The following is a 23,377-nucleotide window of genomic DNA, read 5'->3' as shown; positions in this document are numbered from 1 at the left end:
GGCCGTTTATCAGGCCAACACTACCGAGGATGCCGTGCGTCCATAACCTAGTATTTCTTATAGGTTTGGCCTGGCAGTCCTTCGCCGGGGCGTGGCATTCTACTTGCCGCAAGTCGAGATTCAAATGAATTCGGGAGCCGAACGGATGCTGGCCAAGCTGACTGCGTTAAATCACCGTCTGATGCCGGGCAGGAGCCTGGACGAGCAGATGGACAATACCTTTATCCTCGCCCAACAACTGGGCTTCGATGCATTGGTGTATGACTACACCCCGGTGCCGATGGACCAGGATGGCGCATTGATCACGCCCTCGGTGCTCGCACTGCGTAATACCCCGCCCGACTGGCATGCCCTGTGGTGCAGCGAAGGGTTCTACCAGATCGACCCGGTGCAGCATCTGGCCCTGAGCACGGTGTCACCGTTCGTGTGGTCCTACGACGTCAAGGCCGATACCCCACTGCAAAAGATCATCGATCCCTGCCATGCGCCGGTTTCGTCCTACTTGCACGACCAGCAATTGACCTGCGGCGTCAGCGTGCCGATCCACCTGCCCCGTGGCGGCTTCGCCTCGCTGACTGGCCTGCGCACCGGCAACGCCCGCACCGTGTTGAAGGATGCACAGCAGACCCTGTCGGATTTCAGCCTGATTTCCCATGCCTTGCAGGAAGCGGCCTACCCGCTGTTCAGCAAGGAGCTACGCACTTATCCGCATATTCACCTGACCAAACGCGAACGCGAGTGCCTCAAATGGGCCGCCGACGGGCTGACAGCCGCCGAAATTGCCACGCAATTGAGCCGCTCGCTGGCGGTGGTTACCCTGCACTTGGCCTCGGCGATGCACAAGCTGGGGGCCAAGAACCGCGTGCAGGCGGTGGTGCGCGCCACCCATTACCGCCTGCTCGAAGACTGACCGGTGGGCAAAACCTAGCTGTTTTGCTAGTTACTTAAATTTCGCCCACGCATTATCGTGTCCCTGATCCTTTTTTCAGAGCAGGGTACGAAATGGAATTCATCGAAAAAATCCGCGAAGGGTATGCGGCGTTTGGCGCCTACCAAACCTGGTACCGCGTCACCGGTGACTTGTCGACCGGCCGCACTCCCCTGGTGGTTATCCACGGCGGCCCCGGATGCACCCATGATTATGTTGACGCGTTCAAGGACGTCGCCGCCAGCGGCCATGCCGTGATCCACTACGATCAGTTGGGCAACGGCCGCTCCACTCATCTCCCCGAAAAAGACCCGTCCTTTTGGACCGTGGGCCTGTTCCTCGCAGAACTCGACAACCTGCTGGACCACCTGCAGATCAGCGATAACTACGCGATCCTCGGCCAATCCTGGGGCGGCATGCTCGGCAGTGAACACGCGATCCTGCAGCCCAAGGGCCTGCGCGCGTTCATCCCGGCCAACTCGCCCACCTGCATGCGCACCTGGGTCAGCGAAGCCAACCGACTGCGCAAATTGTTGCCGGAAGGTGTGCATGAAACCCTGCTCAAGCACGAAGCCGCTGGCACTTACCAGGACCCTGAATACCTCGCTGCATCACGGGTGTTTTATGACCAGCACGTGTGCCGAGTCATCCCGTGGCCAGAGGAAGTGGCACGCACATTCGCTGCGGTCGACGCAGACCCGACGGTGTACCACGCCATGAGTGGCCCGACCGAGTTCCATGTGATCGGCAGCTTGAAAGACTGGAAGTCCACGGGCCGTCTGTCGGCGATCAATGTACCGACACTGGTGATCTCTGGCCGACACGACGAGGCCACGCCGCTGGTGGTCAAGCCGTTCCTGGATGAAATCGCCGATGTGCGCTGGGCGCTGTTTGAAGACTCCAGCCACATGCCCCATGTGGAAGAACGCCAGGCGTGCATGGGGACTGTGGTGAAGTTTCTGGATGAGGTATGTTCAGCGAAGTACAACGTGCTCAAGGCTGGCTGAATCAGTGTAGGGGCTGGCAGGCCAGCCCCCCTTACTTCAGACCTCGGTAGCCTCAGCTTTGGTTGCCCTTTTCGGGGCATCCGGCACCAGCGGAATCTCCCGCCCCTCGGCATCAAACAACTTGCCGCCTTTGAAGTAATCCCCATCGCGCAGTTCCGACACATCACGGAAGCACAGGCTGCGCTCAGTCCCTGCCACAAACACCGACTGCTGGTCTGAGTTACCGGCGGTGAAGTGGTTGAATGCCAGGTTCAGCAGGATCGCCATGATGGCCGACGAACTGATCCCTGAGTGGAAGATGGTCGCGAACCAGGTCGGGAAGTGATCATAGAAGCTCGGTGCCGCAATCGGGATCATGCCAAAACCGATGGAAGTGGCCACGATGATCAGGTTCATGTTGTTGCGGTAATCCACCTTCGACAGCGTGCGGATGCCACTGGCCGCCACGGTGCCGAACAGCACAATCCCGGCCCCGCCCAACACGGAAGTCGGCACCGCCGCGATCACCCTGCCCATGAAGGGCAACAAGCCGAGAATTACCAGGAACAGCCCGCCCGTGGCTACCACAAAGCGGCTCTTGACCCCGGTCACCGCCACCAGGCCGACGTTTTGGGCGAAGGCGCTTTGGGTGAATGAACCGAAGATCGGCGCAAACATGCTCGACAGCATGTCGGCGCGCAGGCCGTTGCCCAGGCGTTTCGAATCGACCTTGGTGTCGATGATCTCGCCCACCGCCAGGATGTCCGCCGAGGTCTCGACCAGGGTTACCATCACCACAATGCACATGGAAATGATCGCGGCGACATGGAAGGTTGGCATGCCGAAATGGAATGGCGCAGGGAAACCGAACATCGGCCCCTGGGTCACGCCGGAGAAGTCGGCCATGCCGAGGAATACCGCAATCACCGTGCCGATGACCATGGCCAGCAAAATCGACAGACGCGAGATAGTCGCGCTGCCAATCTTGCTCAGCAGCAACACCAGCACCAGGGTCAGCGCCGCCAGGCCGATGTTGGACATGCTGCCAAAATCCGCCGCGCGACTGTTGCCGCCCATGGCCCAGCGCGCCGCAACGGGCATCAGGGTCAGGCCGATGGTCGTGATCACGATGCCCGTCACCAGCGGCGGGAAGAACTTGGTGATCCGTGAAAACACCGGGGTTATCAGCAGCCCGATAAACGACGCAGCCATGACCGCCCCGAGAATCGCCGGCACCCCGCCGGCGCCATCACTGCCGACAATCGCCACCATGGTTGCCACACCGGCAAACGACACGCCCTGCACCAGCGGCAACTGACAGCCAAAAAACGGTAGACCCAAGGTCTGCAACAGCGTGGCCAAGCCACCGGCAAACAGCGACGCGGCGATCAGCAGGCCGATATCCGCCGGGGACAACCCGGCCGCCTGGCCGACAATCAGGGGCACCGCAACAATGCCGCCATACATCGTGAGCACATGTTGCAGGCCGTAAGCCATGTTGGCGGCGACGCCAAGATTCTCATCTTCTGGCCGCTGCGGTGACGCCTTCGGGATAGTCATGGTGAGGGGTTCTCTGTTTTTGTTGTGCGGCCACTGTATGCAATGTTTGGACTGGATGTCCATAGAGTTGTATACAATCAATCGAACAAGTTACCCTCCATCGGCGTTACAAAAACAATCCGGCCGTGATGAGCCAGAACGCCAAAGGACCCAGAACAATGAAAAAGGCACTACAGGGCGCAACCGTCGCACTCACCCTGCTCGGCGGCGGGGAGGCCGTCGCAGTGGAATGGATGAACAACAGCGTAGGATTTCGCTACGGCCAGCAGTTCACCAATCCGAATAACCCCGACGAATTCAGCAAGCGCATCTACAGCTTCACCCACGCCAGCGGCTACCAGTACGGCAGCAATTTCCTCAACCTCGATGTGTTCCTGTCCGACAGCCGTGACCCGCGCAAGGGTACTGATCATGGCGGGAGTGAGGTGTACGCGGTGTACCGCCACCAACTGTATGCGTCGCGGGTGTTCGATGTGCCGTTGGGCACCGGCCTAGTCAAGGATTACGCGCTGACCCTGGGTTTTGACGCCAACCGTAACAACAACTTCGCCTCAGCGAAGAAACGCGCACTGGTGATTGGCCCGACAGTGAAGTTCAACACCGTCGGCGTTCTCGACCTGAGCCTGATGTACTACAAGGAAAGGAACCACACCGGCATCCCCGGCGCGAAAGAGTCGAACCACACGTTTGAAGACACCTACATGCTCAACCTGACGTGGATGCGCCCCTTCGAAATCGCCAACCATGCGGCGAAATTCCAGGGTTTCATCAATTACGTCGGGGAAAAAGGCGAGGACTACCACGGCCGTGACACCGCGCCCGAGGCCCTGATGCGTACCGCGTTGATGGTGGCGGTGCGACCGGGCAAAAACGTCAAGCCAAACCTCTACCTGGGGGTGGGTTACGAGTATTGGCATAACAAGTTCGGCGTGGATGGCGGCCGGGGTAGCCGCACATCGACGCCGACGGTGAACCTGGAAGTGACGTTCTAGGCGGTCGCCAGTTCCGAATCACCGGCTTTCGGCCGCGCCAGCCAGTAACCCAACACCGCCAGTGGCGCGGTCGCCAGCATCACGATCACGGTAATCAGCAGCGGCTGGTCGATCATCGACGATACCAGCAGGCTGCTGAGGAAACACAGGCCCAGTTGCAGGGTGTTTTGCAATGCCGCTGCCTTGCCGGAATTTTCCGCAAACGGCATCAGCGCATTCGCCACGACGATGGGGTAACTGGCGCCGTTGACCAGCGCCATCAGGCAGAACGGAATCAGCAAGGTGGTGAGGGTTGGCACCGTCAGCGTGGCAACCAGGTACAACGCCAGCATGCTGATGCAATACGCCAGCAGCAACCAGGGCAACAGCGTCTTGCCCTGGAAGTGCTGCAAGGCGCTGCGGCAACTGTAGCCACCGACCAGGAAGGCCAATGTCGGCAATACGTAGCTCAGGCCAATGTCATTGGGGCTGTAGCCCATGTCGCCCAGGATGAAGGGCGAAGCCGTCAGCCAGGCGAAGAAACTGGCCGAGCAGGCGGCGAAGATCATGACGTTGCCGGTAAACACGCGAGACGTCAGTAACTGCCCATAACCGAGGCGCGAACGCTCACCCTCCTCTGCCGGACGTTTCGCCGTGGTGCGTAGGAACAACGTCGGTAGCAGCAACAGCAATGAGACGCCCAGCAATACGCCGAAGATTGCCTGCCAACCCAAGTGGTTCAGCACCATCGCGCCCAGCAACGGCGCCAGCGCTGGCGACAACGACATCAGCGGCATGATGCTGGCGAACACACGATGAGCCTTGTCGGCCGGGTAGCGGTCGATCACCAGCGCCTGCCAACTGACGGCGGCGGAACACACGCCAATCGCCTGGACAAAACGCAGCGCCAGCAATTGCGGTGCGGTCTCGACCCAGAACATCCCCGCGCAACCCAGCACAAACAGGCTCAGCCCGGCGAGCAGGATGGGCTTGCGCCCCAGGCGGTCGGATAACGGCCCCCACAACAACTGCCCCACCGCAAAGCCGGCGAGGAAAATACTCAAGCTGGCACCCACCGCGCCTGCGCCAATCTGCAACTGTTCGCCCATGGCGCCGAATGCCGGCAAGTACATGTCCATGGCGAGGTAACCGAGCATGCTCAGCCCCGCCAGATACCAAGTGAAACCAAAAGAATTTTTCATTGAAGCCTTGTTAATCCTGCCATCAAACTATTTGCTGACTGGCGCCCATTATGAAGCTGACATTTTCTGTGTGAAGCGATAATAATTGGACACTCTTATCAATAAATTTGAAGGCAGCCGCCATGTGGTCAGAATATTCCCTGGATGTGGTCGATGCCGTGGCGCGCCATGGCAGTTTCAGCGCCGCCGCCCAGGAACTGCATCGCGTGCCGTCGGCCGTCAGCTATACCGTGCGCCAGTTGGAAGAATGGTTGGCAGTGCCGCTGTTTGTGCGGCGCCACCGGGACGTGGAACTGACGCCCGCTGGCCGCCTGTTTATCGACGAAGCCCGTGGCGTGATGAAAAAAATGCTCGGCACACGACGCCTGTGCCAGCAGGTGGCCAATGGCTGGAGCGGCCAATTGAAGGTGGCCGTGGATTCCATCGTCAAACCCCAGCGCTGCCGACAGTTGGTGTTGGACTTCTATCGACAATTTCCTGAGGTCGAGCTGCTGCTGGAATACGAGGTGTACAACGGCGTGTGGGATGCCCTGGCCGATGAACGCACCGACATTGTGATCGGCGCGACCAGCGCGGTGCCCGTGGCCAGCCACTTCACTTTCCGCGACATGGGCTTGTTGAACTGGCTGTGCGTGGTCAGCGCGCGACACCCTCTGGCCAGTGTCGAAGGGTTACTGAGTGACGATCAACTGCGCCCCTTTGCCTCGCTGTGCATGACCGACACCTCGCGTAACCTGCCCAAGCGCGACACGTGGACATTGGATAACCAGCGACGCTTGGTGGTGCCCAATTGGGCTTCTGCCATCGATTGCCTGCGCGACGGCCTGTGCGTCGGCATGGCGCCAGCGCATCAGGTGTTGCCGTGGATCGAGCGCGGTGAGTTGGTGGCACTGCAATTGAGCCGGCCGTTTCCGGCCAGCCCGTCGTGTGTGGCCTGGGCGCAGAACAAGCTGTCCCCGGCCATGGCCTGGCTGTTGGAATACCTGGGCGATACCGAAACCCTGAACCAGGAATGGCTCAACGGCCCTACGCCAGCAACCGAGTAATGGCCCGCACGATCATCTCGACCTCCTTGGCATTCAGGGTCAGCGGCGGCAGCAGGCGAATGATCTTGCCTCGCGTGACGTTGATCAGCAGCCCGTGCTCCTGGGCGGCGCGCTGAGCCAGGTCCCGATAAGGGCTGGCCAACTCAATCCCAATCATCAGCCCCTGGCCACGAATCGCCAGGACCTGCGGGTGCTCACTCAACTCCGCGCGCAACCGCGCCAGCAGGCGCTCGCCCTGTTGCGCGGCGTTCTGCAGCAAGCCTTGTTCTTCGATGATGTCCAGCACGGTGCACCCCACACGACACGCCAGCGGGTTGCCACCAAAGGTGCTGCCGTGACTGCCTGGCGTGAACAATTGGGCCACGGCGGACCGAGCCAGGCACGCGCCGATCGGCACACCATTGCCCAGGCCTTTGGCCAGGGTCATCACGTCCGGGACGATGCCTTCATGCTGGAAGGCGAACCAGGTGCCAGTGCGGCCGATGCCGGTCTGGATTTCGTCCAGCATCATCAGCCAGCCATGGCCTGTGCAGTGGTCGCGCAGGGCTCGCAGGTAACCCGGTGGCGCCGGCAGTACGCCACTTTCCCCCTGGATCGGCTCCAGCAGCACCGCCGCGATACGCGGACCAAACTTCTGGGTGATCACCTCCAGCGCCTCCAGATCACCAAAGCCCACCTTGAGAAAATCCCCCGGCAAACGCTGGAAGCCCAGCCGCACCGAAGGGCCATCGCTCGCGGCCATGGTGCCGAGGGTGCGGCCATGAAAGGCGTTTTCCATCACCACCACCAACGGCTCTTCGATGCCCTTTTTCCAGCCATGCAGGCGCGCCAGCTTGAGCGCTGTCTCATTGGCTTCAGCACCGGAATTGTTGAAGAAGGCGCGGTCCAGGCCTGACAACTGAGAGAGGCGCTGGGCCAGCCGTTGTTGCCAGTCGATGCTGTAAAGATTGGAGGTGTGCAGCAAGAGCCCAGCCTGCTCACTGATCGCCGTTACTAGCCGGGGGTGCGAATGGCCGACATTGGTCACCGCCACGCCGGCAACCGCGTCCAGGTATTCGCGGCCCTGCTGGTCCCAGAGTCGCGTGCCCAGGCCGCGCGTGAAGCTCAGGGCCAAGGGTTGATAAGTGGTCATCAGGCAGGCGGCGGTCATGGTGTGGCTCCAGTGCATCGTAGTGATGGCTGCAGTATCGTTAGCCACTCATGCTGGATAAACTGCGAATTCCTGCAATGACTTTAAACCAAGGCTTGATAATGGATCTGTTCCAGGCAATGTCGGTATACGTGAAAGTGGTCGAGACCGGCAGCATGACGGCGGCAGCCCAGGCTTGCGGGATGTCCACCACCATGGTCGGCAATCACCTGCGCGCCCTGGAGCAGCGACTGGGCGTCAGTCTGCTCAAACGCACCACGCGTAAACAAAGCCTCACGGAGTTCGGCGGGCAGTATTACCAGCGCTGCCTGGAAGTGCTGGGGCTGGTGGCCGACTCCGAGCAACTCGCCGAACAAGCCCACAGTGACATCCCCAAAGGCACCCTGCGCATCACCGCGCCCCCCGTGTTCGGCACCGAACGCCTTACACCCGCCTTGAGTGAATTTTCCCGGCGCTATCCGCTGATCAACCTGTACGTGGTGCTGAGCAATGAGCGGATGGATCTGGTCGACAGCGGCTTCGACGTGGCGATCCGTCTCGGCGAACTGGAAACCTCCAGTCTGATCGCCAGGCCAATGCAGGCATACACCCTCACACTCTGCGCGTCACCTGAATACCTGGCGCGACGTGGCACGCCTCAGACACCCGATGACCTGCAGCACCACGACTGCCTGGCGTTCGCCTACCCAGCGAGTGACAACTGGCGCGACGCCGACAAACTGTGGCGCATGACCGGCGATGGCGGCGAGGTGGAAGTCCCGGTGTCCGGCTCATTGACCATCAACAGCTCGCAAGGCTTACGCCAGGCGGCCGTCAACGGCATGGGCATCATCATGCTGGCCGATGCCCTGGTGCAACCGGATCTGGAAAGCGGCAAGCTGGTGGCACTGTTAACCACCTACCGACTGCCCAGCCGCCCCATGCACCTGCTCTACGGCCAGGACCGCTACCGCCTGCCGAAACTACGGGCGTTCGTCGACTTCGCCATGGAGAAGTGGGCGCGCTAAAAGCCCACGCCCAACGCCCGCAATTGCGCCGCAGTGCCCTCGGCAGACACATGGTGAATCCCTTGCCAGCCAAGGGCGATGGCCGCTTCGATATTGCCAGCGACATCATCGATAAACACCACTTCAGCGGGCTGGATATCCGGCAGGTGAGCACGGACCTGACTGAGGCTGGCGTTGTAGATAGCTGCGTCGGGCTTGATCAATTTCAGCTTGCCGGATACCACAATGTCGCGAAAGTATTCAAGGAATGGGTAATTGGCTCGCGCATAAGGAAAGGTCTCAGCCGACCAGTTGGTGAGCCCGAACAACGGCATATCGGCCTGGTGCAGCGCCTCCAGAATCGCCACGCCCTCCGGCAGCGGACCACGTAGCATTTCGTGCCAACGGTCGTAATAGGCCTGGATCAGGGGCTCATGATCTGGGTACTGCTCAATCAGGCGGCGGGTGCCTTCGGCCAGGGAGCGACCGGCGTCCTGTTCGGTATTCCAGGCCTGGGTGCAGATGTTCTCAAGAAACCACTGCCGTTCGTGATCATCGGCAATCAGCTTGCGGTAAAGGTGTTGCGGGCTCCAATCGAACAGGACACCGCCGAAATCAAAAACCACTGCACGAATTGTCATATGCGCCTCCCAATGAGTGTGTTGCAACACTCCCCCATACCAGTAACACACGGTCGCGAGCAATTAAGCGTAGGACCCCTCCGATAATTTCACAGCTCCTATACGGCCCGCGTGACACCCCCCCTTGATTGGGGCCTTGAACGCTCGCTGTCCAACGAGGCATCTCACAACCCGTCACACTCTTTCTGTCGCGACAAACTCAAGACTCCCTTAGTGTTTTCAAGTGCAACCGAGGGATTACGCTGGTCTGGAAGGGATTATCCAACATGCCGATAAACATGATTCGGAGTAGTACCATGATAGGACGAATAACCTCAGCTAACGCTCCTTCCATGCCGCACATAAACGCATTGCAAGACGCCCCTTCAAGGCAGTCTACCGGTACCGGTCGAGGCGAAGTCAACCCGGTAGAACTTGCAGCTGAGCGCGCCAGAGAAGAAACCGGGATCGTCGCGACCCACCTTGTCCCCTTGCAGAAAATCGCGGCACACACCAACTCCATCATCGGCGTACGCCCCGTAGAAACCATTGCAACCGGGCTGATAGAGGCCGGTCACCCTACCAAGGATCTACATATCAAGGGAAAAAGCGCCAACTGGGGGCCACAAGCAGGTTTAATCTGCCGGGACCAAGCCTTCAGTAAACTTGAAAAGTTCCAGCGTAATGACGCCGACAGAGTAGCCAGCGCTAACAACCAGGTTGAGAAGTCCATCAACGAAGGATATGCGGTTGCTGTCCCTTTGGAGGTTTCATACAACCGACTCGACGAATTGGTGAAATTAGGCAAGATCACTAAACCGGAAGAGCAAAACGGCAAACTGCTATTCAGTGCCCGAGGACCAAGCCAACAGCTCTATACATTCGAAGGCACGCGGTCATCGCCATCAGAACAGAACTACCTCATTACCCAAGAGGGCAAGAAAGTTGAAGTACTGGCGAAAGAGAAAAACGGCAAAGCACTGACGGCCGACTACGACCTGCACATGGTGGCGCCTCATATCAGTAACTTCGGCCCCGACGATAGACTCCCATTGCCCGACGTTGCGCACAGCGTGTTCACCCAAAAGGTTGATCGCTATAAAAGGCAACATTCTGATCCCGAGGCTTTCCAGGTCCCCATGCAGTTACGTGCAGACTTCGAAAGCTCCTCACACTTCTATGATAAGGCTGACCACGAACTAGGCAATGTCACGCCACGAATAAAGCAAATGATAGAGCAGATCAATGACAAGTTGGTCGGCAACGGCGAGCGGGTAGTTCATCACAGCACTGATACTGCGAACCCCGTTACGGAGGTCGCCGCCAACTACCCGGCGACGTTCTTCCTGCCGACGAAGCTGGGGCAGTTTGACGAAGTCTGTATTATCCACGACAGCAAGGAACTGGCGCAGTTGATAAAAACGGCCAAAGACAGCGGATATCAGGTGCCTATCAACCCGCTTTGGGAGAACGAAGTGACCAGTATTAGACGCACTGGCTTCAACCAAGCCCGAGACCGCTTCAGCCACGGTTGATCACGCAGGGCGCAAGTGAAACAGCAGCCTCATCATCGAGGCTGCTGCCCACCCCAGCAATTAGGCCGAGACGAGACCGTTGATCTTCACGGTCGGATTCACGTCAGCCTCGTAGTCCACGCCGTCGATTTCAAAACCGAACAGACGCAGGAATTCAGCCTTGTAGCCGGCAAAGTCGCTGATCTCGTTGACGTTGTCGTCGGTGACCTGGTTCCACAGTGCCGCCACGGCGTCCTGGACTTTCGGCTCCAACTCGGCCAGGTCGGCACGCAAGCGGCCATCGGCGTCGAGTTTCGGCTGGCTGCCGTACAGGCTGTCCTTGAACAGGCCGTAGACCTGTTCGATGCAACCTTCGTGGGTGCCCTGCTCTTTCATCACTTTGAACAGCAGCGACAGGTACAGCGGCATGATTGGAATGGCCGAGCTGGCCTGGGTGACCACGGCCTTGAGCACCGACACACGGGCGTCGCCCTTGAGAGCCGCGAGGTTGTCGCGCAGGGTCAGGACTTTCTTGTCGAGGTCTTTCTTGGCTTCGCCGATGGAGCCGTTCCAGTAGATGTCCTGGGTCAGCTTCTCACCAAGGTAGGTGAACGCAGTGGTCTTGGCACCTTCGGCCAGCACGTCTGCGTCACGCAGGGCGTCGATCCACAGCTGCCAGTCTTCGCCGCCCATCACTTTGACGGTGCCGTCGATTTCTTCCTGGGTCGCAGGCTCAAGGGTGGTATCGACCACAACGCCTTTGTCGGTATTGATCCCGCGCAGGGTCACAGCCTTGCCGATCGGCTTGAGGGTGGAATTGTGCACCACGCCTTGCGGGTCGGTACGGCGCGGCGCGGCCAGGCTGTAGACCACCAGGTCGATCTTGCCCAGGTCTTTCTTGATGGTTTCGATGGTCAGGCGCTTGATTTCGTCGGAGAACGCGTCGCCGTTGATGCTCTTGGCGTACAGGCCTTTCTCGACAGCAAACTTCTCGAACGCGGCGCTGTTGTACCAGCCGGCGGAGCTCAGCTTGCCTTCTTCGCCTTCTTTCTCAAAAAACACGCCCAGGGTGTCGGCGCCGCAGCCGAAGGCAGCACTGATGCGCGCAGCCAGGCCGTAACCGGTGGAAGCGCCGAGGACCAGCACCTTTTTCGGGCCGCCTTCGATGACGCCGTGTTGAGTCACGTAGTCGATCTGTTCTTTGACGTTCGCTTCACAGCCAACAGGGTGAGCGGTCACACAGATAAAGCCACGAACCCGCGGTTTGATGATCATAAAATTTCTGCCTCTTCCAAGGTGCCGAAGGCCAGTGGTGGCCATTCAACTTCAATCGTACCGGTCTATGACGTCCAAAAAACCGAAGCGTCACGATAGTCGCAAATCTTCTGTTTACAAAATCCAATCCACTCAGCGCTGAGACGGTTAAAAACTGTGTTGAGCCTTCACAATTTTGCAATATTTAAAACGCCTCTCCAGCGCCGAACGTCTTATCATGACGCAGTTGTTTCAATATGTTTCGAAACCCCACCACTCGCGGCCACGGATCCGGACCTGTCGAATGGCGTCCTGCTGGAGCTGAGTGTCATGAATAACCCTGCTTTGCGTAAAAAAGCGGTATCGGTCGCCTGGGTATTAGGCGTGCTGATGATTATCGATATTTTCCCCGAGACCACGCTGGTATTTTTCGGCCTGGTGGTGATCTGCGGCATTTACGACTTCCTGCGTAATGGCCTCTATGACGCGCCCACCGTCAAAAAATACTTTATTGGCAGTGGCCGTAACACCTGGCTGCTGGCACCGTTCAACACCCTGTTCGACCTGTTCAGTTCACCTAACCGCCACGTCTACACGATGGCCGACCTGCCACCGGCCTGGCGTGAAGACCTGCAACAGGTGCTCGATGACGCCATGGCCCACAAGGACGAAATCATCGGTTACCTGGACGCACGCATGGCCGAGAAGAAGCGCGGCATGTTGTTTTTTCAGTGGTACGGCCAACCCATCGAGACCACGCTCAACATTCCGGAGCTGCGCAAAAAGCTACCGTTCGTGAAGACCATCGGCGTGTCGGTATTCAACGAAAACCGCTCCACCTCCTTCCATTTCGGCCCCCTGCGCATGATGTTCCGCGTGCTCTACAACATGGCACCAGCGCCCCATCATGAAGGCGTCTACATCCAGGTCGGCAAGCACAAGCATTACTGGCACGACGACCCGCTGTTTATCTTCGATGACACCCTGATGCACGCGTCTTTCAACAAAAATGATGCCAAGCGTTACTGCCTGTTTATCGACATCGTGCGGCCGACACCGGTGCCGATGGTCCTTAACGCAGTGATCGCTGGGTTTGCCGGGATGGCCTTTACCCTGCGTCGGGTTTTCTACAAAAACTGGAAGCTGATTCAGTGAGTTCTGCGGCATGATGGTGCTGGACGGTGTTTGCGCTCGGCCTTGCGCCTGAGGTAAATATTCGTCTCGTGCGACCGAATTCGGCGCCCATCATTCTCAAGCCATCGCGGCCCCTTGCGGGTGCGGTGGCTGCGCTTTCAAGGAATCAGAATGCCCCAACGTCATGTCATCAATGCCTCCGTCAGCCCCAAGGGCAGCCTCGAAACCCTGTCCCAACGTGAAGTCCAGCAACTGAGCGAAGCCGGTACCGGCAGCATCTACACCCTGTTCCGCCAGTGCGCCCTGGCGATCCTCAACACCGGCGCGCATATCGATAACGCCAAGACCATCCTCGACGCCTACAAAGACTTTGAAGTACGCATCCACCAGCAAGACCGCGGCGTACGCCTGGAACTGCTGAACGCACCCGCCGACGCCTTCGTCGACGGTGAAATGATCGCCAGCACCCGTGAAATGCTGTTCAGTGCACTGCGCGACATCGTCTACACCGAGAACGAACTGGACAGCCAGCGCATCGACCTGAGCAATTCCCAGGGCATCACCGACTACGTGTTCCACCTGCTGCGCAACGCCCGTACGCTGCGCCCCGGTGTCGAGCCGAAGATCGTGGTGTGCTGGGGCGGGCACTCGATCAACACCGAAGAATACAAATACACCAAGAAGGTCGGCCACGAGCTGGGCCTGCGCAGCCTCGACGTGTGCACAGGCTGCGGCCCCGGCGTGATGAAAGGCCCTATGAAAGGCGCGACCATTTCCCACGCCAAGCAACGCATTACCGGAGGCCGCTACCTGGGTCTGACCGAGCCGGGCATCATCGCTGCCGAAGCGCCGAACCCGATCGTCAATGAGCTGGTGATCCTGCCGGACATCGAAAAACGCCTTGAAGCCTTCGTGCGTGTGGGCCACGGCATCATCATCTTCCCAGGCGGCGCTGGCACGGCCGAAGAGTTCCTGTACCTGCTGGGCATCCTGATGCACCCGGACAACCGCGACCTGCCGTTCCCGGTCATCCTCACCGGGCCGAAACACGCAGCGCCGTACCTGCAGCAGTTGCACGCGTTCGTCGGCGCCACCTTGGGCGAAGCGGCGCAGGCGCACTACCAGATCATCATCGACGACCCCGCCGAAGTGGCGCGCCAGATGACCGCCGGCCTCAAGGCCGTGAAGCAGTTCCGTCGCGAGCGCAACGACGCGTTCCACTTCAACTGGCTGCTGAAGATCGACGAGGGCTTCCAGCGCCCGTTCGATCCGACCCACGAGAACATGGCCAGCCTGCAACTGAGCCACGCGCTGCCGCCCCACGAACTCGCCGCCAACCTGCGCCGTGCGTTCTCGGGGATCGTAGCGGGTAACGTGAAGGACAAGGGCATCCGCCTGATCGAGCAGAACGGCCCCTACGAGATCCACGGTGACCCGGCCATCATGAAACCACTGGACGAGCTGCTACAGGCATTTGTCGCCCAGCACCGCATGAAGCTGCCGGGAGGCGCGGCGTATGTGCCGTGCTATCGCGTGGTTCAGTAAGCTAGCGCTGCACTGCCACGCATTTGATCTCCACCAGCAGGCCGGGGTGTGCCAGTTCGGACACTCCGATGGTGGTCCAGGCGCAATGCCCGCGCGGGAACAGGCGGTTTTTCACGTCACGGAAAACCGCCATGTGCTCGCTCATGTTGACGTGGTAGGTGGTCATGTCCACCACGTCCTCGAACGTACAGCCACCCTCCTCCAGCACCTGCCTCAGGTTCTCCCAGGCGGCGATGAATTGCGCCTCTGGGTCGTCAATCACCGCCAATGCCGCCGTGCGTCCGACCTGCCCCGCGCAGTACAACGTCTTGCCGATCTTGACGGCGGGCACGTAGCCGGCGCGTTCGACAATGGGCTGCATGGCAATAGGTATGATGAGCTGGCGATCGGTCATATGTTGTATCTCTTTGCGGGTGTTTTCGGACGTGCCCGAGGCATAACTCGGGCTATCTTTTTACCTGTTCCGATCAACTCACACCAGAAGAGCAACCTATGGACCAACGGATCTTGTCCTCCATAATTCCTTACCCTAAGGTAAGGAGCATCACGATGGAGATCTTCACTATGGCCACCGCCACGCTTACTTCAAAAGGGCAAATCACCATTCCCGTCCAGGTCAGAACTGCCCTGGGCCTGGAGACAGGCGATCGCGTTGAATTTGTCGAAATGGAAGACGGCAAATTTTCCATGATTGCCGCCAGCAAAACCGTACAGGACCTCAAAGGCCTGATCCAAAAGCCCGCCAAGGCCGTCTCGCTGGATGAGATGAACCGTGCCATCGCGGCACAAGGGGCGAAAGCGGGATGATCGGACTGGATACCAATGTGCTGGTGCGCTATGTCACCCAGGACGATCCTGTGCAATCGCCCAAGGCATCTGAATTGATTGAGTCGCTCACCGCCTTTGCACCAGGCTTTGTCAGCCTGGTGTCCGTGGTGGAGTTGGTATGGGTCCTGCAAAGTTGTTATCAGTCTGCCAAGGGTGATGTGGTGACCGTGCTCGAAACGCTGCTACGCACCCGAGAACTGACCATCGAACACGCCGAGATCATCTGGCAGGCACTGCGACGATTCACCGCCAGCACAGCCGATTTCGCGGACTGCCTGATAGAACGCTGTGCTCATGCTGCAGGCTGCGTATATACCGCCACCTTTGATTTGAACGCTGCGAAGGCCGCGGGGATGAAACGACTGATCTGAGCCTTTGCCGTTGCGACGCCCACCAGGCTTTGGTAAAAGTCGCGTTCAACCCCCATCGAGAGAAAGACCTACGTGCGCACGCTTCTTCTCGCTACCTTGACGATGGCGTCCGGCACGGTGATCGCCGAATCGATCACCTGGCCCGACCTGCCAAAGACCTGCTTCGTCAGTGGTCGCTCCGCCACCAGCCTGGACGTCGACGCGGGCTGTGCAGCCTTCCTGATCAACGTGAAAGGCCAGGCCGCAGGCACGCCGATCAAGCTGGATATTCCGCAGTACGCCCTGCACGTCGACGAAGCCACCGGCAAGGAAACCCCGGTGATCCTCATCCAGGCAGAAGAGAACGGCGAAATCAAAGCCGTCGGCTACAAGGAACTGGGCACCGATCAACTCGGCGCCGCGCTATTGCGTGAAGTTCGGCTTCTGGGCACGACGAAGCCGATCTGACCAAGGCTCAACGAACCCAGCCACCGCCTTGCCAATGGTAGCCGTCGTTGCGCTGGACCCAATGTGGATGCACGTAGCGATAACCTTCGCGCACCGGCTCCCAGTGACCGTGTACTGCGACATAGCGCCCGCCTTCCCAACGCCAATAGCCGCGTGACCAAATGTAGCCATAGCGCACCGGCGGCTCGACTTCGATCACCTGAACCGGCGGCGGTTGCGGCGCGATGACTTCCACATATTCGCGTTGTACCGGCCTGCGCTCATGCACGACGCGCTCTTGCACACACCCGGATGCTGCGACGACCATGGCCGTCAATGCCGCATAACGTAGCCACATACAACCCCCTCGGGCGCTGACGCCCAACACTTGCACCGCGAAAAATCCCCCGTTGTGACAGCCGCGCTCCTGCTTGGCTGTGGGTATTTTTAACAGGTGATGTCTGTCAGCTTGCTGAACCCGCAAGCCTCAAGAGGCGCACGCGACGGTCGGTCGTTTCAGACGCACCAACAGCAGCCCGGCGACAACCACGGCAATGCCGGCGCAGGTCGAGGCATGGATCACATCGCCGAACATCAGCGCTGCCCACACCAGCGTTACTGGCGGCTCCAGGTAGACCAGCGCAGCGACGTGGGTCGCGGTCATGACGCGCAGCAGCATCCAGAGGCTCAAATAGGCAACGAAGGTTGAGAACACAGTGAGCCAGACAATTGAGATCAATACGTCTGGATCGCGGGGAATGCTCAGCGTGTCGGTATAGAGCACGGCGACGGTAAAGCCGATCAAGGTCAGCAACGACTGGATGAACAGCGGCAAGACCAAGCCTGCGTCCTGGCTTTGCACCGTGCGGCGCTCATACAGGGTCGCCAGCGTCAGCCCCAGCGCCGCAGCCAAGGGCAGCAAGTAAATGACAAGACCAACGCCTTCCCCGCCACTGCCGTACTGCCCGGCTATCACAATGGAAACGCCAACGAAGCTGATCATCAGGCCAACCCACTGCCAGCCACCACTGCGCTCGGTTGCGCTGCCGGTCGACAACGCCGCCGTCATCAACGGCTGCAGGGCCGCGATGATCGCAGCAATGCCGGGGGGCAAGCCGTTCTGGATCGCGACGTAGAGGCAACTCAGGTACAGGAACTGTGAGAGAAACCCAATGACGGCGTAATGGCGAACCTGCGCCAAAGAAACCTTCAACAACCTGACGTTCAGGAACAGCCCCAGGCACACCGCGACCAACAGGAATCGCCAGAACAACAGATTGAACGCCCCGCCGCCCTGCGTACCCAGTTTGGCGCCGATATAACCGGAGCTCCATGACAGTACGAACGCCACCTGTAACAGCAGTCGCTTTAAGGTTGATCGCGTCATGTAGCCTCCGGTCAGTACGCATTGACTGAAAGGCTAAGGGCCACGCATGATTCTGTATATTTGAATAATCTGCACCATCAATCCATAAAAGCGGAATCATGGCCAAACAACTGAATATCGACCTGCTGCGTACCTTTCACGCCGTGGCGCGCTTTGGACGTTTCAACGAAGCGGCCGAGCAGGTGCACCGCAGCGCGTCCACCGTGACCACACAGATACAAAAGCTCGAAGATCAGGTGGGCCAGCGCTTGTTCAGCCGCAACAACCAAGGCGTGGAGTTGACGCTCTACGGTAAGAAACTGCTGGGCGAAACTACCGAGTTCCTCAAGAGCCATGATCGCCTGCTGATCTCGCTGATGCCCCAGCGCATGCAGGGCAAGATCCGCCTGGGTGTACCGGACACCTATGCACCGGCCTTCATTCGGGAGTTTTTACCCCGGTTGATCGCTGACAACCCGCTGCTGGAGCTTGAAGTCGAAGCCCGCACCAGCGGCGAGCTGCTCAACCTGTTCACGGCCAATCACCTGGACCTGACCATCACCGTCAGCGCACACCCGCTGGCCCAGGGTGAACGTCTCGGCCCCGTACAACCGCTATGGGTCGCGGCCGAGCACTTTAGCTGTCCGTCGAATGCACCGCTGCCCATCACCGTCCCCATCGCCGGCTGCCCCTATCGCGCCGCCGCCTTGCAGGTACTGAAGGATCACGGGATTTATCACCGGATGCTGCTGGAAAGCCCCAATTCATCCGCCGTCGAGGCCTGCGTTCGCAGTGGCGTGGCGGTAGGCCTGATGGAGGAAAGCCGCATGGGTGAAGGGCTCAGGCAGATAACAGACCTGCCTCCACTACCAGCACAACACCTGTACTTGTTGTGCGATAGCAGCAATGCACTGGCGTTGCATCTGCATGAGCAGCTCAGGCACTTCCAGGTCTGAACGCCAGGGACAAAAAAGCCCGCTGACCGTTACCGGTTCAGCGGGCTTTTTACAGCGACTCGATACTTGGCTTACAGCGCCAGGTCAGAGGCCGGCTTGCTTGGCTCAGCTGCTGGCTTGGCAGCCTCGGCGGCCTTCGGAGCAGCACCTTGCGGAATCGCAGGTGGCGTCGGCAGTTGCAGGATTTCGGCGGTGTACGCCCATTCCTTGGCAACCGCTTCAGGGCTGTCGTTCAGCTTGGTGCCGTAGCTCGGTACGATCTGGTGCAGCTTGGTCTGCCACTCAGGGGTCGCGACCTTGTCCTTGAAGACTTTTTGCAGCACGGTCAGCATGATCGGAGCCGCGGTGGACGCGCCTGGCGATGCACCCAACAGGCCTGCAATGGTGTTGTCAGCGGAGCTGACCACTTCGGTACCGAGTTTCAGGACGCCGCCCTGCTCTTCGTCACGCTTGATGATCTGCACGCGCTGACCGGCTTGCCACAGGCGCCAGTCGGATTGCTTGGCGTTCGGGAAGTATTCCTGCAGCGCCTTGAAGCGGTCGTCATCGGACAGCATCAGTTGGCCAGCAAGGTACTCGACCAGTGGGTATTCACGAATACCGACTTTGGTCATTGGCCAGATGTTGTGAGTGGTGGTGCTGGTCAGCAGGTCCAGGTACGAGCCTTCTTTCAGGAACTTGGTCGAGAAGGTCGCGAATGGGCCAAACAGGATCACGCGCTTGCCATCCAGCACGCGGGTGTCCAAGTGCGGAACCGACATCGGCGGTGCGCCCACCGACGCTTTACCGTAGGCCTTGGCCAGGTGCTGCTCGGCCACGGCTGGGTTATCGGTTACCAGGAACGAGCCGCCTACCGGGAAGCCAGCATATTCCTTGGCTTCAGGAATGCCCGACTTTTGCAGCAGGTGCAGTGCACCGCCGCCCGCGCCGATGAACACGAACTTGGCGTCGGTTTCGGTCTTGGTGCCGTCTTTCAGGTTTTTGTAGCTCACACGCCACGAACCGTCAGCGTTCTTGGTGATGTCCTGCACTTCGCTCGACAGTTTCAGGTCGAACTTAGGGGTGGTTTGCAGGTGAGCGACGAACTGGCGAGTGATCTCGCCGAAATTCATGTCGGTACCCAGCGGGCTCCAGGTCGCCGCGATTTTCTGGTTCGGGTCACGCCCTTCCATCATCAGCGGAACCCACTTGGCGATCTGCGCCGGGTCTTCGGAGTACTGCATGCCCGCGAACAGCGGGCTCGCTTTCAGGGCTTCGTAGCGTTTTTTCAGGAACTTGATATTGTCATCGCCCCACACAAAGCTCATGTGCGGTGTGGTGTTGATGAACGAACGCGGGTTCTTCAGCACGCCCTGCTGGACCTGCCAGGCCCAGAACTGACGGGAGATCTGGAACGCTTCGTTGATCTCGACCGCTTTCGGGATCTCAACGTTGCCGTTCTTGTCTTCCGGGGTGTAGTTCAGCTCAGCCAGGGCCGAGTGACCGGTACCCGCGTTGTTCCAGCCGTTGGAGCTTTCTTCGGCCACGCCATCAAGACGCTCGACCATTTCCATCGACCAACCCGGCTCCAGCTCATTGAGCCATACACCCAGGGTTGCACTCATGATGCCGCCGCCAATGAGCAGCACATCGACTTTCTTTGCCTCTTCCGCGTGAACGGAGCTGATCCCCAGCGACAAAGCCAGCCCCAGCAGGGCAGTGTTTACTTTTTTAAACATCAGTAGCACCTATGATAAAACGCCATCCGCCCTACCGCCCCTGATCATGGGCAACCCTCCATCGCAGCTGCGCAAGGCAGCACCGCGGGGTTTGCACATTCACGAGAGAACTGCAGGGTGGGCACACAAGGCCGACGTATCGACCTCACTGTTTATGTCCCTTCTGCGCTGACTTCTTATCATTATTGGCTTCAGCTACCTGGGCGACAGCCAATCGCTGGGACGTATGCGGATGTACGCACCCAGGAAAGACTAGACCAAGACGGCGCGCAGAATATCACGGCAAACAGCGTTTATGCGCCGTTTGGCCAATTGACAGCTCTAAATCGCGGCTTTTAATGCTCCGATGTCAAGCCTGGCAGGCGCGACCTGGGGTCACAGGCGCGGAACTCTGCCGAAAAAGGCTGTTCTAGACACCCTCGGCGCCGCTTGCGTAGCATCGACGGCTCCCCTTCGTGCAATCCATTCCAATAGAGTTACCCATGACTATCCAGCAAACACCCGGGCATGTGCTGTCCGCGCGCAGCGCCGCAAAAATGGAAGCTGCCATGGCCGTGGGCGCCTTCGCGATCGGCACTGGCGAGTTCGCCATCATGGGCCTGATGCCCGACATCGCCCATAACCTCAACCTGAGCGAACCCCAGGTCGGCCACGCGATCAGCGCCTACGCCCTTGGCGTGATGGTCGGTGCACCCCTGCTGGCGATCCTCGGCGCCAAACTCCTGCGCAAACATATGCTGCTGTTGCTGATGGGGCTGTATGCCCTGGGTAACCTGGCCACGGCCTTCACCCCGACCTTCGGCTCACTGGTGGCGTTTCGATTTATCAGCGGCCTGCCCCACGGTGCCTATTTCGGTATTGCCGCAGTGGTGGCTTCGAGCATGGTGCCGAACGACAAGCGCGCCGGCGCTGTAGCACGGGTGATGATGGGACTGACCCTGGCGATGCTCCTGGGCAACCCGATTGCGACCTTCCTCGGTCAATATCTGGGCTGGCGCTCGGCGTTTGCGCTAGTGAGCGTCATCGCGTTGTGCACGATTGCACTGGTCTGGCAATTCGTCCCCGACCGCCACGACGAACCACGCAGCGATCCACGCAAGGAACTGCGCGCCTTCACCAAACCGCAGGTATGGATGGCGCTGGCCATTGGCGCCATCGGCTTTGCGGGGATGTTCTGCGTGTTCAGCTACCTGGCGCCGACCATGCTCGAAGTCACCAAAGTCTCGCCGCAATGGATCCCCTTCGGCCTCGCGGCATTTGGCGTGGGTGGGATCATCGGCAATATTGCTGGCGGCAAACTGTTCGACCGCCTGCAGTTTCGCGCAGTGGGCCTGATTTTGGTGTGGTCGATGGCGGTGCTGGTGTTCTTCCCGTTTGCCGCAGGCTCGTTGTGGGGCGTGTTGCTGGGTATCGGGCTGGTCGGCACCATGGTGTCATTGGCGGCGCCGTTACAGATCCGCTTGATGGATATCGCCCATGAAGCGCCGAGCCTGGCAGCGGCATCCAACCATGCCGCATTCAACCTGGCCAACGCGCTGGGCCCGTGGTTTGGCGGGATGGCGATCACGGCCGGGCTGGGATGGACGAGCACCGGGTACATCGGGGCGGCCACGGCGCTGGTCGGGCTTGGCGTGTATCTGGTGGCCCGACGGATGCAGGGCGGACATTGAAATCCGAGCCGCTTGAACGAAGGTGCTGTAGGAGTGATCCTGTGAAAAGTCTGCGCGACTCAACCTAAAAGTCGCGCCGAACCCAACAAAGACGAATTATTCGCATCCAGCACCCATCGCACTATTAAATGGGCGTTTCGTGTTTTTTTCTCTACAATTCCGGAACGCAAATATAGGAATTTTTCGTGAGCAGTCCAACGAATTCTAAAGCCCGCACCAACGATGATGAAATTGATTTGATCCCCCTTGTTCAGGCGTTGTGGAAAAGCAAGATCACTATTATCGCGGCTGCCGCAGTGGGCATCGCGGCTTCACTGGCGCTCTCTGCATCGATACCTGAACAGTGGACTGCCAGCACTTACATCACTAAACCTTCGCTCTACAGCCTTTATAAAGAAGTGAATGAAAAGGACGCGCCTGCTACACCGAGTCCACAGTCGCTGGAAACCAAGCTGTACAGCACCATCCAGAATGACGTTTTCTATTCCGCGATGGGCGTCATGGCTGCCAAATCCGTCAGCTTGAAAGACATCCCACCGAAATCAGGTGCAGGTGAACCTGTGCTTTACATCGCATCAACCATTGCGACCACGGCAGAACAGGCCACTGCGCAGCTGAAATCCGCGATGGCGATTGCCAGTACCGAAGCCGTAGCGCTTAACTTGCCGACACTGGATGCCCGCAATACATTAAAAGCGTTTAACACTCTCGATGACGTAAAAACTTATACCACCAAGAGCACCAAGAAATTTGTTTTCCTGGGCGCTTTTCTAGGGCTGATACTCGGGAGTGTCTTTGTATTGGGCAGATTTTTTATTCGACAATACAAACAGCGTGAGCCGCGTTAGAGCATTTCTTTAATCAGGAGAAACGTAACGCAGACCAGCAGGGAAACAATAGAAACAATAAATAATTGCGCGAAAAAAGTTGTTTTCATCAAGAATACTTTAAAAAATAGGGTGATGGCTTGGCGCCATTATTGCACCGCGCCTAGCTTTTTTCACGGGAATTTTTGTTGAAAACAACACCCTCGCCTCCCCTCAGCCCATTGGGCTGGGGCAGCCTACAAATTAACAGGCAATGAAGAAAGCTGGGCACGCCTCAGGTTTGGTTCAGGAAAGCTGCACGGATCCCATACCTTATTCC

Annotated in this window: 23 protein-coding genes; 14 read left to right on the top strand and 9 right to left on the bottom strand. The window is 59.0% G+C overall.

What is annotated here, in order from left to right; translation table 11 throughout:
* Positions 1–145: 145 nt before the first annotated feature.
* Both HX823_RS26715 and HX823_RS26710 read left to right on the top strand, forming a co-directional pair.
* Complete coding sequence (locus tag HX823_RS26715) at positions 146–910, top strand: LuxR family transcriptional regulator (RefSeq protein WP_038850381.1); 765 nt, start codon at positions 146–148, stop codon at positions 908–910.
* Positions 911–1,002: 92 nt separating this feature from the next.
* Positions 1,003–1,935, top strand: coding sequence for a proline iminopeptidase-family hydrolase (locus HX823_RS26710; RefSeq protein ID WP_177077520.1), 933 nt, complete (start codon positions 1,003–1,005; stop codon positions 1,933–1,935).
* Positions 1,936–1,971: 36 nt separating this feature from the next.
* On the opposite strand, the gene HX823_RS26705 is transcribed toward HX823_RS26710, so the two are convergent.
* Positions 1,972–3,474, bottom strand: coding sequence for a nucleobase:cation symporter-2 family protein (locus HX823_RS26705; RefSeq protein WP_177077518.1), 1,503 nt, complete (start codon positions 3,472–3,474; stop codon positions 1,972–1,974).
* A gap of 158 nt (positions 3,475–3,632) precedes the next feature.
* On the opposite strand from HX823_RS26705, the gene HX823_RS26700 reads away from it, so the two are divergent.
* A complete protein-coding gene (locus HX823_RS26700; protein WP_038850379.1) occupies positions 3,633–4,466 on the top strand; it encodes a nucleoside-binding outer membrane protein in 834 nt (277 codons plus the stop codon).
* Here HX823_RS26700 and punC read toward each other — a convergent pair.
* Positions 4,463–5,647 carry a purine nucleoside transporter PunC gene (gene punC, locus HX823_RS26695; protein WP_177077515.1) on the bottom strand — a complete coding sequence of 395 codons (1,185 nt, stop codon included), beginning with the start codon at positions 5,645–5,647 and terminating at the stop codon, positions 4,463–4,465. The two genes, HX823_RS26700 and punC, sit on opposite strands and share 4 nt — an antisense overlap.
* A gap of 122 nt (positions 5,648–5,769) precedes the next feature.
* Here punC and punR point away from each other — a divergent pair, with 122 nt between their 5' ends.
* Positions 5,770–6,693, top strand: a complete 924-nt coding sequence (gene punR, locus HX823_RS26690) for a DNA-binding transcriptional activator PunR (protein ID WP_122725047.1) — start codon at positions 5,770–5,772, stop codon at positions 6,691–6,693.
* Here the strand turns inward: punR and HX823_RS26685 are convergent.
* Positions 6,674–7,843: an aspartate aminotransferase family protein gene (locus HX823_RS26685; protein ID WP_177077513.1), complete on the bottom strand. Its 1,170-nt coding sequence runs from the start codon at positions 7,841–7,843 to the stop codon at positions 6,674–6,676. The two genes, punR and HX823_RS26685, sit on opposite strands and share 20 nt — an antisense overlap.
* Before the next feature lie 101 nt (positions 7,844–7,944).
* Here HX823_RS26685 and HX823_RS26680 point away from each other — a divergent pair, with 101 nt between their 5' ends.
* Positions 7,945–8,850, top strand: coding sequence for a LysR family transcriptional regulator (locus HX823_RS26680; RefSeq protein ID WP_177077512.1), 906 nt, complete (start codon positions 7,945–7,947; stop codon positions 8,848–8,850).
* Here the strand turns inward: HX823_RS26680 and HX823_RS26675 are convergent.
* Positions 8,847–9,470 (bottom strand): HAD family phosphatase, encoded by a 624-nt coding sequence (locus HX823_RS26675; RefSeq protein ID WP_177077510.1) that lies wholly within the window; start codon positions 9,468–9,470, stop codon positions 8,847–8,849. The two genes, HX823_RS26680 and HX823_RS26675, sit on opposite strands and share 4 nt — an antisense overlap.
* A gap of 332 nt (positions 9,471–9,802) precedes the next feature.
* Here HX823_RS26675 and HX823_RS26670 point away from each other — a divergent pair, with 332 nt between their 5' ends.
* Entirely contained in the window at positions 9,803–10,984 is a 1,182-nt protein-coding gene (locus tag HX823_RS26670) for a CyaA/EF/ExoY family adenylyl cyclase toxin (protein ID WP_256350271.1), read from the top strand.
* A 60-nt stretch (positions 10,985–11,044) separates the two neighbouring features.
* On the opposite strand, the gene fabV is transcribed toward HX823_RS26670, so the two are convergent.
* Complete coding sequence (gene fabV, locus HX823_RS26665; RefSeq protein WP_177077506.1) at positions 11,045–12,238, bottom strand: enoyl-ACP reductase FabV; 1,194 nt, start codon at positions 12,236–12,238, stop codon at positions 11,045–11,047.
* Positions 12,239–12,547: 309 nt separating this feature from the next.
* Between fabV and HX823_RS26660 the strand changes: the two genes are divergently transcribed.
* The gene (locus HX823_RS26660; RefSeq protein WP_038850373.1) at positions 12,548–13,372 is read left to right on the top strand and encodes an aspartyl/asparaginyl beta-hydroxylase domain-containing protein; all 825 of its coding nucleotides are present in this window, start codon (positions 12,548–12,550) and stop codon (positions 13,370–13,372) included.
* 150 nt (positions 13,373–13,522) lie between these two features.
* Positions 13,523–14,896 carry a nucleotide 5'-monophosphate nucleosidase PpnN gene (ppnN, locus tag HX823_RS26655; protein WP_038850372.1) on the top strand — a complete coding sequence of 458 codons (1,374 nt, stop codon included), beginning with the start codon at positions 13,523–13,525 and terminating at the stop codon, positions 14,894–14,896.
* 1 nt (position 14,897) lies between these two features.
* On the opposite strand, the gene HX823_RS26650 is transcribed toward ppnN, so the two are convergent.
* Positions 14,898–15,290 (bottom strand): RidA family protein, encoded by a 393-nt coding sequence (locus HX823_RS26650; protein ID WP_038850371.1) that lies wholly within the window; start codon positions 15,288–15,290, stop codon positions 14,898–14,900.
* A gap of 155 nt (positions 15,291–15,445) precedes the next feature.
* Here HX823_RS26650 and HX823_RS26645 point away from each other — a divergent pair, with 155 nt between their 5' ends.
* From HX823_RS26645 to HX823_RS26635, 3 genes are all read left to right on the top strand, one after another.
* Positions 15,446–15,703 (top strand): AbrB/MazE/SpoVT family DNA-binding domain-containing protein, encoded by a 258-nt coding sequence (locus tag HX823_RS26645; RefSeq protein ID WP_038850370.1) that lies wholly within the window; start codon positions 15,446–15,448, stop codon positions 15,701–15,703.
* Positions 15,700–16,095, top strand: a complete 396-nt coding sequence (locus HX823_RS26640) for a PIN domain-containing protein (protein WP_177077504.1) — start codon at positions 15,700–15,702, stop codon at positions 16,093–16,095. The genes HX823_RS26645 and HX823_RS26640 overlap by 4 nt, the downstream gene beginning before the upstream one ends.
* 72 nt (positions 16,096–16,167) lie before the next feature.
* Positions 16,168–16,542 (top strand): hypothetical protein, encoded by a 375-nt coding sequence (locus HX823_RS26635; protein WP_370590802.1) that lies wholly within the window; start codon positions 16,168–16,170, stop codon positions 16,540–16,542.
* 7 nt (positions 16,543–16,549) lie between these two features.
* Here HX823_RS26635 and HX823_RS26630 read toward each other — a convergent pair whose 3' ends face one another.
* Both HX823_RS26630 and HX823_RS26625 read right to left on the bottom strand, forming a co-directional pair.
* Entirely contained in the window at positions 16,550–16,879 is a 330-nt protein-coding gene (locus tag HX823_RS26630; protein ID WP_033902551.1) for a YXWGXW repeat-containing protein, read from the bottom strand.
* Positions 16,880–17,008: 129 nt separating this feature from the next.
* Positions 17,009–17,908, bottom strand: coding sequence for a DMT family transporter (locus tag HX823_RS26625; protein ID WP_177077502.1), 900 nt, complete (start codon positions 17,906–17,908; stop codon positions 17,009–17,011).
* Positions 17,909–18,006: 98 nt separating this feature from the next.
* On the opposite strand from HX823_RS26625, the gene HX823_RS26620 reads away from it, so the two are divergent.
* Positions 18,007–18,843, top strand: a complete 837-nt coding sequence (locus HX823_RS26620; protein WP_038850367.1) for a LysR family transcriptional regulator — start codon at positions 18,007–18,009, stop codon at positions 18,841–18,843.
* Between the two features lie 71 nt (positions 18,844–18,914).
* Here HX823_RS26620 and mqo read toward each other — a convergent pair whose 3' ends face one another.
* Positions 18,915–20,561 carry a malate dehydrogenase (quinone) gene (gene mqo, locus HX823_RS26615; protein ID WP_038850366.1) on the bottom strand — a complete coding sequence of 549 codons (1,647 nt, stop codon included), beginning with the start codon at positions 20,559–20,561 and terminating at the stop codon, positions 18,915–18,917.
* 482 nt (positions 20,562–21,043) lie between these two features.
* Here mqo and HX823_RS26610 point away from each other — a divergent pair, with 482 nt between their 5' ends.
* Positions 21,044–22,231: an MFS transporter gene (locus tag HX823_RS26610; RefSeq protein ID WP_177077500.1), complete on the top strand. Its 1,188-nt coding sequence runs from the start codon at positions 21,044–21,046 to the stop codon at positions 22,229–22,231.
* A 185-nt stretch (positions 22,232–22,416) separates the two neighbouring features.
* Complete coding sequence (locus HX823_RS26605; protein WP_177077498.1) at positions 22,417–23,079, top strand: Wzz/FepE/Etk N-terminal domain-containing protein; 663 nt, start codon at positions 22,417–22,419, stop codon at positions 23,077–23,079.
* The last annotated feature ends 298 nt before the right edge of the window (positions 23,080–23,377 follow it).

Source organism: Pseudomonas sp. P7759, assembly GCF_013386445.1.
Classification (GTDB): domain Bacteria; phylum Pseudomonadota; class Gammaproteobacteria; order Pseudomonadales; family Pseudomonadaceae; genus Aquipseudomonas; species Aquipseudomonas azotoformans_A.
Note: the sequence above shows the minus strand (reverse complement) of the source record. Positions and strands in the feature narration are given on the sequence as shown.

Coding starts and splice junctions, on each gene's coding strand:
- HX823_RS26715 (WP_038850381.1), top strand. CDS start 146: ATGCTGGCCAAGCTGACTGCGTTAAATCACCGTCTGATGCCGGGCAGG.
- HX823_RS26710 (WP_177077520.1), top strand. CDS start 1,003: ATGGAATTCATCGAAAAAATCCGCGAAGGGTATGCGGCGTTTGGCGCC.
- HX823_RS26705 (WP_177077518.1), bottom strand. CDS start 3,474: ATGACTATCCCGAAGGCGTCACCGCAGCGGCCAGAAGATGAGAATCTT.
- HX823_RS26700 (WP_038850379.1), top strand. CDS start 3,633: ATGAAAAAGGCACTACAGGGCGCAACCGTCGCACTCACCCTGCTCGGC.
- punC (WP_177077515.1), bottom strand. CDS start 5,647: ATGAAAAATTCTTTTGGTTTCACTTGGTATCTGGCGGGGCTGAGCATG.
- punR (WP_122725047.1), top strand. CDS start 5,770: ATGTGGTCAGAATATTCCCTGGATGTGGTCGATGCCGTGGCGCGCCAT.
- HX823_RS26685 (WP_177077513.1), bottom strand. CDS start 7,843: ATGACCGCCGCCTGCCTGATGACCACTTATCAACCCTTGGCCCTGAGC.
- HX823_RS26680 (WP_177077512.1), top strand. CDS start 7,945: ATGGATCTGTTCCAGGCAATGTCGGTATACGTGAAAGTGGTCGAGACC.
- HX823_RS26675 (WP_177077510.1), bottom strand. CDS start 9,470: ATGACAATTCGTGCAGTGGTTTTTGATTTCGGCGGTGTCCTGTTCGAT.
- HX823_RS26670 (WP_256350271.1), top strand. CDS start 9,803: ATGCCGCACATAAACGCATTGCAAGACGCCCCTTCAAGGCAGTCTACC.
- fabV (WP_177077506.1), bottom strand. CDS start 12,238: ATGATCATCAAACCGCGGGTTCGTGGCTTTATCTGTGTGACCGCTCAC.
- HX823_RS26660 (WP_038850373.1), top strand. CDS start 12,548: ATGAATAACCCTGCTTTGCGTAAAAAAGCGGTATCGGTCGCCTGGGTA.
- ppnN (WP_038850372.1), top strand. CDS start 13,523: ATGCCCCAACGTCATGTCATCAATGCCTCCGTCAGCCCCAAGGGCAGC.
- HX823_RS26650 (WP_038850371.1), bottom strand. CDS start 15,290: ATGACCGATCGCCAGCTCATCATACCTATTGCCATGCAGCCCATTGTC.
- HX823_RS26645 (WP_038850370.1), top strand. CDS start 15,446: ATGGAGATCTTCACTATGGCCACCGCCACGCTTACTTCAAAAGGGCAA.
- HX823_RS26640 (WP_177077504.1), top strand. CDS start 15,700: ATGATCGGACTGGATACCAATGTGCTGGTGCGCTATGTCACCCAGGAC.
- HX823_RS26630 (WP_033902551.1), bottom strand. CDS start 16,879: ATGTGGCTACGTTATGCGGCATTGACGGCCATGGTCGTCGCAGCATCC.
- HX823_RS26625 (WP_177077502.1), bottom strand. CDS start 17,908: ATGACGCGATCAACCTTAAAGCGACTGCTGTTACAGGTGGCGTTCGTA.
- HX823_RS26620 (WP_038850367.1), top strand. CDS start 18,007: ATGGCCAAACAACTGAATATCGACCTGCTGCGTACCTTTCACGCCGTG.
- mqo (WP_038850366.1), bottom strand. CDS start 20,561: ATGTTTAAAAAAGTAAACACTGCCCTGCTGGGGCTGGCTTTGTCGCTG.
- HX823_RS26610 (WP_177077500.1), top strand. CDS start 21,044: ATGACTATCCAGCAAACACCCGGGCATGTGCTGTCCGCGCGCAGCGCC.